Annotated in this window: 13 protein-coding genes; 7 read left to right on the top strand and 6 right to left on the bottom strand. The window is 65.2% G+C overall.

What is annotated here, in order from left to right; all coding sequences use genetic code 11:
- A partial coding sequence (locus Q1J95_RS09155) for a DUF4191 family protein (protein ID WP_300267210.1) occupies positions 1-686 on the bottom strand: 686 nt, incomplete at its 3' end.
- A 153-nt stretch (positions 687-839) separates the two neighbouring features.
- On the opposite strand from Q1J95_RS09155, the gene Q1J95_RS09150 reads away from it, so the two are divergent.
- Positions 840-2,192: a hypothetical protein gene (locus Q1J95_RS09150; RefSeq protein WP_300267209.1), complete on the top strand. Its 1,353-nt coding sequence runs from the start codon at positions 840-842 to the stop codon at positions 2,190-2,192.
- Positions 2,193-2,202: 10 nt separating this feature from the next.
- Here the strand turns inward: Q1J95_RS09150 and sucB are convergent, their stop codons facing one another.
- From sucB to Q1J95_RS09135, 3 genes are all read right to left on the bottom strand, one after another.
- Complete coding sequence (gene sucB / locus Q1J95_RS09145; protein ID WP_300267208.1) at positions 2,203-3,996, bottom strand: 2-oxoglutarate dehydrogenase, E2 component, dihydrolipoamide succinyltransferase; 1,794 nt, start codon at positions 3,994-3,996, stop codon at positions 2,203-2,205.
- 65 nt (positions 3,997-4,061) lie between these two features.
- Complete coding sequence (gene lpdA / locus Q1J95_RS09140) at positions 4,062-5,435, bottom strand: dihydrolipoyl dehydrogenase (RefSeq protein WP_300267207.1); 1,374 nt, start codon at positions 5,433-5,435, stop codon at positions 4,062-4,064.
- On the bottom strand, positions 5,435-6,910 hold the full coding sequence (locus Q1J95_RS09135) for a leucyl aminopeptidase (RefSeq protein WP_300267206.1): 1,476 nt from the start codon (positions 6,908-6,910) through the stop codon (positions 5,435-5,437). The genes lpdA and Q1J95_RS09135 overlap by 1 nt, the downstream gene beginning before the upstream one ends.
- Positions 6,911-7,012: 102 nt before the next feature.
- Here Q1J95_RS09135 and Q1J95_RS09130 point away from each other — a divergent pair, with 102 nt between their 5' ends.
- The 3 genes from Q1J95_RS09130 to Q1J95_RS09120 all read left to right on the top strand — a co-directional run bounded on the left by Q1J95_RS09130 (position 7,013) and on the right by Q1J95_RS09120 (position 10,097).
- Positions 7,013-7,954 (top strand): proteasome assembly chaperone family protein, encoded by a 942-nt coding sequence (locus tag Q1J95_RS09130; protein WP_300267205.1) that lies wholly within the window; start codon positions 7,013-7,015, stop codon positions 7,952-7,954.
- A gap of 170 nt (positions 7,955-8,124) precedes the next feature.
- Positions 8,125-9,396 carry an RNA polymerase sigma factor gene (locus Q1J95_RS09125; RefSeq protein ID WP_300267204.1) on the top strand — a complete coding sequence of 424 codons (1,272 nt, stop codon included), beginning with the start codon at positions 8,125-8,127 and terminating at the stop codon, positions 9,394-9,396.
- A complete protein-coding gene (locus Q1J95_RS09120; RefSeq protein ID WP_300267203.1) occupies positions 9,393-10,097 on the top strand; it encodes a coenzyme F420-0:L-glutamate ligase in 705 nt (234 codons plus the stop codon). The genes Q1J95_RS09125 and Q1J95_RS09120 overlap by 4 nt, the downstream gene beginning before the upstream one ends.
- Before the next feature lie 19 nt (positions 10,098-10,116).
- Here the strand turns inward: Q1J95_RS09120 and Q1J95_RS09115 are convergent, their stop codons facing one another.
- A complete protein-coding gene (locus tag Q1J95_RS09115; RefSeq protein WP_300267202.1) occupies positions 10,117-11,148 on the bottom strand; it encodes a sugar-transfer associated ATP-grasp domain-containing protein in 1,032 nt (343 codons plus the stop codon).
- A 94-nt stretch (positions 11,149-11,242) separates the two neighbouring features.
- On the opposite strand from Q1J95_RS09115, the gene Q1J95_RS09110 reads away from it, so the two are divergent.
- Genes Q1J95_RS09110 through Q1J95_RS09100 form a run of 3 tightly spaced genes read left to right on the top strand, consistent with a single transcriptional unit; the run spans position 11,243 to position 14,056 of the window.
- Positions 11,243-12,274 carry a sugar-transfer associated ATP-grasp domain-containing protein gene (locus tag Q1J95_RS09110; protein ID WP_300267200.1) on the top strand — a complete coding sequence of 344 codons (1,032 nt, stop codon included), beginning with the start codon at positions 11,243-11,245 and terminating at the stop codon, positions 12,272-12,274.
- A gap of 19 nt (positions 12,275-12,293) precedes the next feature.
- The gene (locus Q1J95_RS09105) at positions 12,294-12,995 is read left to right on the top strand and encodes an alanine racemase C-terminal domain-containing protein (RefSeq protein WP_300267199.1); all 702 of its coding nucleotides are present in this window, start codon (positions 12,294-12,296) and stop codon (positions 12,993-12,995) included.
- Positions 12,983-14,056: an alanine racemase gene (locus Q1J95_RS09100; RefSeq protein ID WP_300267197.1), complete on the top strand. Its 1,074-nt coding sequence runs from the start codon at positions 12,983-12,985 to the stop codon at positions 14,054-14,056. The genes Q1J95_RS09105 and Q1J95_RS09100 overlap by 13 nt, the downstream gene beginning before the upstream one ends.
- Here Q1J95_RS09100 and Q1J95_RS09095 read toward each other — a convergent pair.
- Entirely contained in the window at positions 14,053-14,271 is a 219-nt protein-coding gene (locus tag Q1J95_RS09095) for a hypothetical protein (RefSeq protein ID WP_300267196.1), read from the bottom strand. The genes Q1J95_RS09100 and Q1J95_RS09095 overlap by 4 nt on opposite strands.
- Positions 14,272-14,347: the final 76 nt, after the last annotated feature.

The raw sequence follows: 14,347 nt of genomic DNA, 5'->3' as shown, positions 1-14,347 counted from the left end.
TTTGTCGGGTCGATGCCCTTCGGGATCGGCAGCGATGAGAGCGACTGCGACACCGAGTCGACGCGGCGAATGACCGCGGCCATGGTGGACTTGTCGATCACTTTGGGAAGCTTCTTGATGGTCTTCGAGAGGTCGGAGATCGCGACCTCATCGTCGCCGTGGCCGACGTAGAACACATGGACCGGCACACCTTGAGCAACGCGCTTCGCCTTCGTGCGCTCTTCGTTGACCAGACGGGTCAGGCGGCCGCGGGCGCCTTCGCCGACCACCACGATGCCGCCGCGACCGATAGCGCGGTAAACAGCCTCCTGCGTCTTCGGGTTGATGCCGACCGGAGTGTCCGAGGCCTGCCATTTGCGACCGAGGCTGGAGCTCATGATGTGGCCGGCTGCGCCCGGCATCCCGTCGATCTTCGCGTACATCGCGGTCGTCGACAGACGCGTCATCAAGAACAGCGAGCCGAGGATTCCGAGCATGAGACCGGTGACGCCCCACAGAATCAGCGTCCACACCTGAACCGGTGGAATCAGATACCCGACGACGACACCGATGAGCACGCCGCCGATGAGGATGGCGATCTGTGCCCACGGAAGCCAGGGATACACCTCACGTGTGAACCGGAACAGGGACTTGATCTGGGAGAAGAATCCCGGACGCTTCTCGGGTTCAGGAGCACGCTTAGCCATAGCGATCAGTCTACCGAGTGGATTAGCAGGCGTTGTGCGCGTTCGCGAGCGGCGCACTGTCTCTGCACAGATCGGCCCTGTCGTCGGTCTTTGCACAATCGCGCGATGTCGAGGCCGAGACGAGGCGCGTTGCGCTGGTATGGGGGAATGACTGTGACGGATGCAACAACCGATGGCTTCTCGCTCGTGCACGGCGCGCATCGCCTCATTCGTGCGATCGATGAGAGAGAAGGGCCTTTCGCGGGCCGACTGGTCGCCTGCGGCGAGGGCGTGGCCGTCAGCGTACCGGCCGAAACGCTCGGTGACTGGCCGGGCTGGGCCTACGCGGACGCGGAGCACGTCGGCGGTGTCGTCGACATCGCACGGCGCGTGGATGGTCACGATGTGCTGCTTCCGTGGTGCACTGCACGAGTGGAGTCATTCCTCGGGCGACGTCAGCTCGCCGACGCACCGTTGGTGGCGGGCGAGATCGGCACGCTCACCGCGAGCGTCGTGCGCGGACTCAGAGAGTTGTCGGACGGCGAGGAGGCGGCGGGGGACTGGTGGCTCACGGGCGACGGCCGACCGGTGTTCATGCACGGAGATGGGGGCGCACCGCGTGCCCGCACAGCAGAGCTTGTCGAACGCGTCGCCCAGCACACGAGCGATCGGGCGATGGTCAGGGTTATGGAAGAGGTCGTGGCAGCACTGCGGCAGGCGCGACACCACCGTGACGATGAACGACGGTGGGAGGAGCAGCTCTTCGCCATCGCGGCTCCTCGCGCACTGCGTCTCGACGTGTTCGCGCCCGAGCGCGTGAGCGAAACCGCGGCTCGCCGACTCGGCGGTGCGCCCGGCCTCGGCGACGCGAGGGCGGCACGACGACCGGCGACGCACCCTCCGTTCACACACCACGTTCGAGAACGCCTCGCGGCGGTCGTCGAGCTCGTGCGCGAGGTGATCTCCCGACGACATCGCACGAGAGACGAGATGACGCGCACAGCCGACGGAGAGACGAAGCGTGTGTTGCCCCGGCGCCGTGCATTTCTCGTCGCGGCTGGGCTGGGCGTCGCCGTTCTCGCGGTGGGGATGCTGTGGCCGAGCGGATCGGCCGATAACGAAGCCCAGGCGGCGCCACAACCTTCTGTCACACAGACACAACCCGCGGAGGTCGCACCGTCTCCGGCGGCTGAGCATCAGACATCCGATGATCTCAGCTCCCCGCTCAGCGGCGACGTGCTGGCGACTGTTCCTGCGCTTCTCGGACGCCTGCAGGAATGTGCGGGCGGCACCGGTGACGGGTGCGCCGAGCTCGTGACGGCTCACACACAGGTTCCCGAGGACGGACTCGTGACGCAGGGCGCAGCGTCTAGCGAAGCATCGTTGATCGAGGATTATGGGGACGTCGTCGTGGTGAAGCTCACGCCGGTCGCGTCGGATGCGGTCGCGCAGATGCTCGTTCTCGAGCGGGACAAAAAACTCTGGCTGCTGCGCGACGTCTATGACGTTGCGCAGCAGCCAGAGTAGGAGCGGTGCGTCAGATGCCGAGGGTGCCGGCGAAGTTCGCGTCTTCCAAGCGCGTCTTGATCGCGCCCAGGAAGCGTGCTGCGTCGGCTCCGTCGATGATGCGGTGGTCGTACGACAGTGCGAGGTAGACGTACGAGCGCACAGCGATCGCGTCGACACCATCGACGGTGACGACGCCGGGGCGCTTGAAGACGACACCGGTGCCGAGGATCGCCGACTGGGGGAGAAACACCAGAGGCGTGTCGAACAGCGCACCGCGGGAACCTGTGTTGGTCACCGTGAAGGTGCCGCCGGCCAGCTCGTCAGGCTTCAGCTTGTTATCGCGGGTGCGAGCCGCCAGGTCGGCGATGTCGTGCGCGAGCTCGGCGAGGTTCTTCGTCGAGGCGTCGCGGACGACCGGGGTGAGAAGCCCGCGCTCGGTGTCAACGGCGATCGAGACGTTCTCGCTGGCCGGGTAGACGATGTTCTCGCCCTCGACCGTCGCGTTGATGATCGGGTGCGCTTGCAGCGCCTCGGCTGCCGCAAGTGTGAAGAACGGCAGGAATGACAGTTTGTCGCCGGTCTTCTTCAGGAACTCGTCTTTGACGCTGTTGCGGTAGGTCGCCACCGCGGTGACATCGACCTCGACGAAGGTGGTCAGCTGCGCAGTCTGCTGCATCGACGAGACGGCACGGTCGACCACGAGCTTACGCAGACGCGACATCTTCTGTGTCGTACCGCGCAGCGGCGACACCTCGACCGGCACTGGCGCGGACGCAGCGGCGGGAGTCGAGCTCGCGGACGCAGCGGCCTTGAGCACGTCTTCCTTGCGGATGCGGCCGCCAACGCCCGAGCCGGTGACCGTGGCAAGGTCTACACCCTGCTGGGCCGCCAGACGACGAACCAACGGCGTCACGTAGATGCTGTCGCTCTCATTCGATGCGGGCGCCGCGGCGGGCTCAGCAGCCGGGGCCGGGGCAGCTGGAGCGGTGGGCTCAGCAGTCGGGGCCGGGGCAGCGGGAGCGGCGGGCTCGGCAGCCGGAGCGGGCTCAGCCGGAGCGGACTCAGCCGGAGCTGGAGCCGGGGCGGCTTCCGCGGCGGGTGCGGCCTGTGCTGGTGCCTCAGCGGGTGCGGATGCTTCAGCAGCCGGTTCGGCGGCCGGCGCCCCGGAACCGACGCGCGCGAGCACGCTGCCAACGGCGATCGTCTCATCTTCCGCGGCGACGATCTCCTGCAGCACGCCTGCGACCGGAGAGGGGATCTCGGTGTCGACCTTGTCGGTCGAGATCTCGAGCAGCGGCTCATCAACGGCGACGTCATCGCCGACCTGCTTCAGCCAGCGGGTGACGGTGCCTTCTGTCACGCTCTCGCCGAGCTCTGGCAGGAGGATGTCTTTCGCATCACCGGCGGGCGCGGCCTCGGCTGCAGGCGCCGGTGCGGGCGCAGTCTCCGCAGCCGGTGCCTCTTCTGCCGGTGCGGCCTCTTGAGCGGGTGCGGCTTCTTGAGCGGGCGCCGACTCTTCTGCCGGTGCCGTCTCAGCTGCGGGCTCAGCCGACGCTGAGGCATCGCCCGCCGGAGCAGCCTCGCTGCCGTCGCCAATCTTGGCTAGCAGAGCACCGACTTCGACGGTCTCGTCTTCGGCGACCAGAATCTCTTCGATCACTCCGCTGACGGGCGAGGGAATCTCGGTGTCGACCTTGTCGGTCGAGATCTCGAGCAGGCCTTCGTCCGCCTGCACGGTGTCTCCCACCTGCTTCAGCCAGCGGGTGACCGTACCCTCTGTGACGCTCTCACCGAGAGCGGGGAGGACCACGGATGTGCTCATGACGGCGTCTCCTTCAAGAATGTTTGTGACAAGTCCAGCTTAGTGACCCTGAAACCGGTTGGTGTTCAGAGGGCGTGCAGAGGTTTTCCGGCCAGGGCGAGGAAGGCTTCGCCGAGCGCCTCGCTCTGGGTGGGGTGTGCGTGGATCAGCGGTGCGATGTCTTCGGGATGCGCTTCCCAGGCGACGGCGAGCTGGCCCTCGGTGATCAGCTCTCCGACACGATCGCCCAGCAGATGCACACCGATGACGGGGCCGTCCTTCAGCCGTACGACTTTGACGACGCCGCTCGTGCCGATGATCTCGCTCTTGCCGTTGCCGGCAAGGTTGTACTCGTACGAGACGATGGCATCAGATCCGTGCGCCTCCGCGGCCTTCGCCTCGGACAGTCCGACGGATGCGACCTCAGGATTGCAGTAGGTGATCTTCGGGATCTCCGACTCCGGGATCGGCGCAGGGGAGAGCCCGGCGATCCGTTCGGCAACCGCGATGCCCTGCAGGAACCCGCGGTGGGCCAGCTGCAGACCCGGCACGATGTCGCCGACGGCCCAGAGCCCGGGCACGCCGGTGCGAAGATGCTCGTCGACGATGACGAATCCGCGGTCGAGCGTGACACCGGCATCCTCGAAACCAAGATCCTCCGTCACCGGCCCGCGACCGACGGCCACGAGCAGGTAGTCGCCGGTGAACGACGTTCCATCCTCGAGCGTGACCGTGACGCTCGAGTCATCCTGCGATGCCGTCTCGAATCGCTTGCCGAGTGAATACTGGATGCCGCGGCGGCGGAAGGCACGCTCCAGCCCCTTGCTCAGTGTGATGTCCTCGTTGGGAACGAGATGGTCGAAGGCCTCGATGATCGTCACCTCAGCGCCGAACGAACGCCACACGCTCGCGAACTCGACGCCGATGACACCGCCGCCGAGCACGAGCACGCGCTCGGGGACGACGTCGAGGGCAAGAGCCTGCTCGCTCGTGAGAATGCGCCCGCCGATCTCCAGCCCGGGGAGCGTGCGGCTGTACGACCCGGTCGCCAACACGACATCCGTGCCGACATAGACATCGTCTCCGACAACGACGCTGCGGTCGGCGGCAAGACGGCCGGCACCGGCGACGGTCGTGATCCCGCGTGCCTTCACCAGCCCTTCCAAGCCCTTGAACTTCTTCGCGACGATGTTCTCGCGGTATGCGCGAACACCGCTGGCATCGACACCGTTGAACGTCGCTGAGACCCCGACCGACGCAGCGTCGCGAACATGCTCAGCGACCTCGGCGGCGTGCAAGAGTGCCTTTGTGGGGATGCATCCGCGGTGCAGACACGTGCCGCCTACCTTGTCTTTCTCAATGAGCGCGACGCTCTTGCCGAGCTCGGCAGCGCGCAGCGCTGCGGCATAACCGCCGCTTCCGCCGCCGAGGACGACGAGGTCAAAGGTATGCGTGGTCATCATGCCTCCTTGACGCTCGCCTCGGCGAACGCGATGAGCGAGCGAACCGTCGCACCGGTCGCGCCCTTATCAGTGAAACCGTACGGCGCACTGCTGTGCTCGCCGGAGCCGGCGATATCGAGATGCACCCAGGGAATGCGCGGAGCATCGTCTTCATCGCCGGTGCGGCCGATGAAACGCTGGAGGAAGAGACCGGCGAACAGCGTGCCGCCGGCACGGTCCGACATATTGGCGTTGATCATGTCGGCGATGGGGGAGTCGAGGCTGTCTTCCATGTACTCGGGCAACGGCAGCGGCCAGGCGAGTTCACCGCTCGCGTCGGAAGCGGTGAGGTACTCGGCCACCGCCTGATCGTCGCCCATGACACCGGTGTGCCGGTGGCCCAGACCCACCAGGATCGCCCCGGTGAGCGTTGCGACGTCGAAGATCACGTCGGGCTTGGCTCGACTCGCGGCGGCCAGACCGTCGGCGAGGACGAGCCGTCCCTCAGCGTCGGTGTTCAGCACCTCGACGGTGGTGCCATCCAGCAGCCGCAGAACATCCCCGGGGCGCGTTGCGCGCCCCGACGGCATGTTGTCGGCGATGCACATCCACGCGGTCACCCGAATCGGCAGCTTCAGCGTGGCGATGGCACGCAGCGCCGCGAGTACCGTCGCGGAGCCGGCCATATCGAACTTCATGCCGACCATGCTCGCCGCAGGCTTGAGCGAGAGGCCACCGGTGTCGAACGTGATGCCCTTGCCGACCAGGGCGATGTGGCGCGAGGCATCCGACGGGGCATAGTCGAGCCGGACCAGCCGTGGCGGCCGATCCGAGCCGCGACCGACACCGATGATTCCGCCGTAGCCCTGCTCGTCCAATTCGTTCTCGTCGAGAACAGTGACGGTCACGTCGAGATCAGCGACGGCGTCTACCGCAGCCTGAGCGAGTTGAGCGGGGCTCTGCCATTCGGCGGGCACCGAGACCAGGTCCTTCACCAGCGCGAGGGCATCGCCGACCACACGAACGCGGGAGAGGTCGTCGTCCGTCAGGCTGGCCGCATGAACCGTAACGGTGGAGGCCCGGTTCTTATCGGAGTTCGAGCGGTATCCCTCGAAGCGATACGCACCGAAGACAGCACCCTCCGCGGCTGCCGTGGCAAAGGCCTCCAGCCCGTCAGCCAATCCGACCGCGACATGCTCGAACCCCGTCAGAGAGCGCAGAGCGACTCCGGCAGCATCACGAACCGCGCTAGCGGTGAGGTCTTTGCCGACGCCGACGACGGCGAGCGGCAAGGGCGTGAGCCCGGGCGCGTAGACCCGAGTGAATGCCGAGGCCGAGCCGGAGAATCCGATCCCCGTAAGGGCCTCGCCCAGACCGGGGAAGGCGCTCACGCCGTCGGGGTAGGCAGAGGTGTCCGGTACGAGCAGCACTGCTGCATCGGCAGCGCTTCCGGGAAATGAATCAGTTGTGTGCGAGATCGCGGGAAGCGTCATACCTTCATCCTATGCGCCAGGCGGTGTCCTGATTCCAGACATGTTCGCTGTCAGCATGACACCACGAGCCCGTCGTGCGCTGCAGGCTTCTAGCATGGACGTATGCCCGCACCCGCAGACCTGTATGAACGTGTAGCAAATGCCCCTGCTGTGCCCTCGGGGCTGCCACTGGTCATTCTTCTCACAGGTTTCACCGACGCGGGCAGCGCCGTGTCGGGCCTCATCGACCACCTGCACGACATCGCCGATCCTCAACCCGTCGTCGTCTTCGACAACGACGCGCTTCTCGATTACCGGGCACGGCGACCGATCATCATCTTCGAGCAGGATCACCTCTCGGAATTTCGACCCGCCCGGCTCGAACTTTCGCTCGCGCATGACGCGCTGGGTCAGCAGTTTCTGCTCCTGTCCGGTTTCGAACCGGACTTCGCGTGGAATGCCTTCACTCAGGCGGTGCTGGAGCTGGCGGAGGAGTTCGAGGTCTCCGGCGTCAGCTGGGTGCACGCCATCGCGATGCCGGTTCCGCACACGCGACCGATCAGTACGACTGTGAGCGGAAACCGGAAGGAGATCGCTGCGAATCTCTCGGTATGGCGTCCGCGCACGCAGGTTCCCTCAACGGCAGGCCATCTGCTGGAGTACCGGTTCGCGGAACGCGGTGACCGAGTCGTCGGGTTCGTCCTGCTGGTGCCGCACTACCTCGCCGAGACAGAGAACCCTGAGGCTGTCATGGCGGCAGCCGACCGCATCATGGGCGCGACGGGCCTCGTGCTCACGTTGGATGATCTCCGCGACGGCCGCGACGAATACCTGATGAAGGTCAACGAGCAGGTATCCGGAAACGATGAACTCGCGCAGATGGTGCAGACGCTTGAGACCCGTTACGACTCGTATATGGCTGGTCGAGACCCAGATGATCCGAGCACCTTCGGTGACGATGGCATCACCGAGCGCGACCTTCCGAGTGCAGACGAGCTCGCCGCCGAGCTCGAACGCTATCTGGCCACAAGGCCGCCAGGCGACGACGACAAACGCCGCTCCTGAGCGGGGTTCTGGTTCCGGCCGTCACGGATGCGACCACCACGTGATTCGTGTGCGATAATGGGTTTTCGACCCATTGTCAATCGACGGCCACACGGCCGTGGGCTTGACAAGGGTCTTACTAGTGTCCGAAATGTCCCGGGGCTGATTTATCACCCCGTGAAAGGCGAAACGTGAGCCCTGCCGCGACCAAGAACACCCGGACGACGAAGACGAAGACTGAGTCGGCCGACGCAGAAGCCGTCGAGCCCGAAACCGCAGAGAAGAAGACTGCCGCGAAGCAGGCTGCCGCGAAGTCGACAGCGAAGACCCCGCCCGCCGCGAAGAAGGCGCCGGCGAAGAAGGCCCCTGCCAAGCGCAAGAAAGCCTCTGACGAAGAGGCCGTAGTGGAAGCCGTGCCCGACGGCGTTGTGGAAGAGAGCGACGACGACAAGAAGCCGGCGTTCACTGAGCCGCTGCCCACCGGTGCCATCGTTCTCACGTCGAAGGACGAAGAAGACGTTCCGGTCTACTCCACGCAGATCACGGGCGCCACTGCTGACCCCGTCAAGGATTACCTGAAGCAGATCGGACAGGTCGCGCTGCTCAACGCGGCCGAAGAGGTCGAGTTGGCGATGCGCATCGAGGCCGGACTCTTCGCAGAAGAGAAGCTCTCGAACATGTCCGACGCGGAGAAGACCAGCCAGTTGGGCCTGGATCTCCAGTGGGTCGCCCGTGACGGTCAGCGCGCCAAGAGTCACCTGCTCGGCGCCAACCTGCGTCTGGTCGTCTCGCTCGCCAAGCGCTACACCGGCCGTGGAATGCAGTTCCTCGACCTCATCCAAGAGGGAAACCTGGGCCTCATTCGTGCGGTCGAGAAGTTCGACTACACCAAGGGCTTCAAGTTCTCGACCTACGCCACGTGGTGGATCCGTCAAGCCATCACTCGGGCGATGGCCGACCAGGCTCGTACGATCCGCATCCCCGTGCACATGGTCGAGGTCATCAACAAACTCGCCCGCGTGCAGCGTCAGATGCTGCAGGACCTCGGTCGTGAGCCCACGCCCGAGGAGCTCAGCCGTGAGCTCGATATGACGCCTGAGAAGGTCGTCGAAGTGCAGAAGTACGGCCGCGAGCCGATTTCGCTGCACACCCCGCTGGGTGAAGACGGTGACAGCGAGTTCGGTGACCTCATCGAAGACACCGAAGCGGTTGTCCCGGCAGACGCTGTCGGCTTCACGATGCTGCAGCGCCAGCTCGAGCAGCTTCTCGACTCGCTCTCCGAGCGCGAGGCGGGCGTGATCCGCATGCGCTTCGGGCTCGGCGATGGCCAGCCCAAGACGCTCGACCAGATCGGCGATACCTTCGGCGTCACACGAGAGCGCATTCGCCAGATCGAGTCGAAGACGATGGCGAAGCTGCGTCACCCCAGTCGTTCGCAGTCCCTGCGGGACTACCTCGAATGACCCCGGCGAGTGCCGCCAACGACGGCAAGGCGCTCGAGACGAGTGTCGATGGCAAGAAGTATGCGCGCATTCCGCTGCGTACGCGCGTGGTGATGCCCGAGGACGACCTCGACGGCATCATCCACGAGTACGCAGCGGACGCCGTGCAGCCGGGCGATCTGCTCTTCGTGACCGAGAAGATCGTCGCGATCACACAGGGCCGCTCGTACCGACTCGATGAGATCACGCCGCGCAAGCTCGCGCTTTTTCTGTCGAAGTACGTCACTCGCACGCCATACGGGATCGGCCTCGGCATGCCCGAGACGATGGAGATGGCGCTGCGAGAGTGCGGCACACCGCGGATCCTGTTCGCCGCTGCGGTCTCGGCGGTGACGAAGGCCTTCGGCCGTCGTGGCGACTTCTACCGCATCGCCGGTGACAGAGCTCGTGCGATCGACGGCCCCACAAAGCACACCATTCCGCCGTACAACGAGGCGGTCGTGCTCGGGCCGAAGGACCCGCGTGGCGTCGCCCAGCACGTGAAGAACCTCATCGGCGGTACGGCTGATGTCGCCGTGGTCGATATCAACGACATCGGCGGCAACATCCTCGGCTCGACCCTTGACCGCGCCGGCGAGCAGACTCTGCTCAAGGTGCTCGGCGATAACCCGCTGGGCCAGGGCCGCGAATCAACGCCGTTGGGCATCGTCCGCGCCGTCTGAGCTCAGGCCTTTCGCGCGCTCAGCGCTTCTCGAGGACGCCCGGCCCGATCGCGTCGCGGTAACGATGCAGCAGGCCTGTGCGGATGCCCGATGCCGAGGGCTTCATCTGGAACACACTGGAGTTGTGGTTGGCTTCGATCAACGCCGGCCCCGTCGGCGTGATCGCGATGTCCCAGCCGACGTAGGGGACGGTCGGAAGACGCTTTGCGGCCTCGGCGACCATCTCGACGATCTCTGGATAGTCGGGCACGGCGAAGCCCTGAATCTGCGTACCTGTGACGGGATGGGCAGGGTAGATGTGCGACTGCTTATCGACGCCGGGATACAGTGCCACGCCGTCGTCGTCGAGCATCGTGAACATGCCGCCGCTGGCGAAGTTGTCGATGACGGATCCGTTGCCGATGCGCAGCACCGATGCGATCACATGCAGTTCGTCGCTGGGATCGCGGTAGGTGATCATGCGCACGGTGTTGACGCTGTCGGGGTAGACCTCTGCCAATCGGGGATGCTGCGACAGCACCTCTTCGAGCAGCGTCTGATCGCCCTCGACAAGCGATGTGCGCCAGGCTTCGACGTCGTCGATGTCTGCGGTGTCATAGATCGTGATGCCGGCGCCGCCCTCACCGCGCGCAGGCTTTGCGATCACACGGCTGTGGCGAGAGAGGAATGAGCGCAGTTCGTCGACCGGAGCGTCTGCGGCGTCGATCCAGTCGCGCCGCGTGAGGTCGGCGAAATCAGTGAGGAATCGGATCTTGTCGCCGACGATGGCGGCAGAGTCTGCACCGTTGAGCGTACTGTTGAGCCGGAATGCCTTGGGATGGGTCATCCAGGTCGCGCGCTCGCGACCGTTGAGCACCCGGATGTCCCACACGACGTAGTCACGGAAGCCCATCTCGTACCGCACCGAGCACCACAGCATGTCCAGGACGATCACCGGAAGAGGTGCCTTCGAGATGCGCTTGACCTGCCGCGCCAGTTCGAAGAGTTGGGTGGAGTTCAGACGCCGGGCCCGATCGAACAAATAGCGAACACGCAACCGCTTCTGATCCACCAGTTCAGCCTACACTGAGCGCCGCACGGGTTCCGGTGAGGCATTGCGACTACGATGGGACGTTCTGGAATGTCCGGTTCGAAAGGTTCCTCTCTTGTCTCGAGACGTCGCGATCGCGGCTCGCCTGAAATACCTCTTCAAGCGCCTGACCTCATTCGACCCCGGCCGGGTCTGGGCGTTCGCGTCGCAGATCGCGGAAGAACAGGGCAAGTGGGCACCGAAGATCTTCGTCGACATGCTGATCTGGGCCGCGTTTCATGACACGGCCTACATCGACTATTACGAGGCTGACTTCGCGTTGCTGACCAGGCGCGAACGCAAGACATTCATGACCTCACTCGTGCAGCACCATCTGGCCAACGCCCTGAACGACCGCCAGGATGTGCTGCAGTTCGAGAACAAGCTCACCTTCAACCGTCGCTTCAGCGCGTACCTCGGGCGCGAGTGGCTCGATCTGGAAGAGGCAGATGCGACAGCGCTGCGCGAGTTCTCAGCGCGAAACCCGGTCATCGTCGCCAAGACCCCGGTGGGCCGTGAGGGCAAGGGGGTCTTCCGTCACGACACCGCCGAGATCTCTGACTGGGAGGCGTTTCATGCCGAGCTGCTCGAGAACGGGCAGCGACTCGTCGAGCAGACGATTGTGCAGCATCCGTACCTCGCTGAGTACTGCGCCGGCACGGTCAATACGACCCGGGTGGCGACCTATTTCGACGGCGAGACGGTTCACCTGCTCATGGCAGCGCAGAAGTTCGGACGCGGTGCCGTCAGCGATCAGTTCACCTGGGGCGGGTTCTTCACGATGCTCGATCGGAACGGACACTCTGTCGGCCCCGGTCACACTGGTAAGCACAAGAGCAAGTACGTCACGCATCCCGACTCCGGAGCGTCCATCACCGAGTTCCAGGTTCCGATGTGGGACGACGTGCTCGAGATGCTCGATCGCGCGGCCCGTGAGGTTCCGTCGGTCCCCTACATCGGTTGGGACGTCGCCGTCGGAGAGGACGGACCGTTGCTCATCGAGGGAAACTGGACCCCTGGTCTGTACGAGACTCGTGTCAGCGCGACGGGTATCCGCACGGGCAGTCGCGCGCAGCACCGCCCGGTCATCGAGGCCAGCAGACGATGAACTGGCAGGACACGCTCCGGTGAGCGCTTCCCACGGCGTACTGCGTGCCGTTGTGTCTCGCGCGGCGATGCACGCGTCGACGGATGCCGCACTCAGCGCCGGTGGAACGACAGCGGATCTCCGAGCGGATGCCTACGGGCACGGTGTTATCGAAACAGCTCGTGTCGCGGCAACGGCCGGCGTCGAATCGGTGATCGTGGACGACATCTCTCTCGTCGCCGCGCTTGCCGACCTGGGGTTGCGCGCCGACGTCACAGGCAGCGCAGACATCGATCCGAACGTGATGTACGGGCTCGTAGCTGCCGAAGCCGTGCCACCGATGCGCCTGAGCGGCCGCGTTCTGTCGACCAAACGCGCCGAGCCGGGTGAAGGGGTTTCGTACGGTTACACGCACGTGTTCGCGCGGCCCACGACGGTCGCCCTGGTGACCGGCGGTTACGCGCAAGGCATCGTCCGTGCACTGGGAAATCGTGCCGAAGTCGAGATCGAGGGTCAGCGTCATCCGATTGTGGGTCGCGTCGCGATGGACGTATGCGTCGTCGATCTCGAGACAGCGGATGCCGCGGTAGCTGCGCGTCTCGAAGACGCCGACGTCGTGTACTTCGGCGGCACCGGTCCCGCACGCGAAAACCTCACTCTGTGGGCCGAGATGACCGAGATGACGACAGCTGAGCTGATCAGTGTCGTCGGAGCGAAGGCGGTACGCGAGTGGACGAGCTGAGGCGGCCTGTGCTGCGGATCTCGCGTTCGCAGCTGGTGCACAACATCGCCGCCGTGCAGAAGCAGCTTGCGCCGTCTGCGCTGATGCTGGTGATGAAGGACGACGCCTACGGTCACGGTGTCGACACCGTCGTCGACGCCGCTCTCGTTCAGCCGGGTGTGGCGCTGTTCGGCGGGTACGACGTCGACACTTCGCTGCAGATTCGCTCGCGTGCCGGGTCAGGTGCACGTGTCTTCGCCTGGGCGATCGCCCGTGACGAGGAGATCCGGCGTGCGCTGCGGGAAGGCATCGAACTCGGAGTGGGCACCTCGTCCTATCTCGAACGCGTCATCGTCGTGGCTGCGGCGGAGAAGCAGACAGCGCGCGTGCACCTCAAGATCGACACAGGGCTGCGACGAAACGGCATCCGCACCGAGGAGTGGCCTGACTTCGTCGCACGCGCCGTACGTGCGCAGTTCGCTGGTGTACTCAGCATCGTCGGCGTCTGGAGCCACCTCGCGGAGGCCAGCGACGCAGAAGATGATGTCTCGGCGTCCGAGTTCGCGCAGGCCGTCGAGATCGTTCGCGCCGCTGGCGCCGACCCCGCCAGTCTGCACCTCACGGCGTCGGCAGCGTCATGGTGGCGACCTGAACTTCGCGGCACCGTGTGCCGCGTGGGGGCGTTCTGCTATGGCATCCGTTCCGCTGAGGGGCCGGAGATTCCCGGCATCCGTCCGATCGCGACGCTCGAATCTCGGGTCTTGGCCGCCGAGAATGACGTCGCCCACATCGGCATCGGCGCTCTCCACGGCCTGCCTTCGACGCTGGGCGGCGCGCCGGTTGCGACCCTCGGCGGTCAGCGGGAGCTCCTGCGGATCGACGCCGTCACATCAGCGGTGCGTGGCTGGGAAGGCATGCGCGTGGGCGATACCGTGCGCATCTTCGGCCCCGGCGATCACGGCGAAATGGATGCCACCAGCCTCGCGGAGCGCAACGACACCGTCGGGGAAGAAATTCTCACCCGCCTCACCGAACGGGTGAGACGGGTGATCGAAGACGGAGACGGCGAACGAGTCGGTTAGACCGCGTCGACGAGACGGGCGGTCTCATCGTGCCAGGTGGTTGCGACGCTGCGCAGCTTCTCTTCGTACTTTCGTCCGTGGTGCGCGCAGAACAGCAGTTCTGAGCCGTTGACCTCTGCTGCGATGTAGGCCTGAGCGCCGCATGAGTCACAGCGGTCCATGGCGCTCAGACGGTACTCGACAGTGGAGGTCTCACGTTCGGTTGTAGCGTTCATCTCGGTGCCTCCTCGGGTATCGGCGTCGGTTCGTGATGTGCTCAATACAACCACGCGAAGCTGTATGGCATGCCCG

The sequence above is a fragment of the Microbacterium sp. genome (assembly GCF_029263575.1).
Lineage (GTDB): Bacteria > Actinomycetota > Actinomycetes > Actinomycetales > Microbacteriaceae > Microbacterium.
The sequence above is the reverse complement of the archived record's forward strand: the minus strand, read 5'-3'. Positions and strand labels throughout refer to the sequence as shown.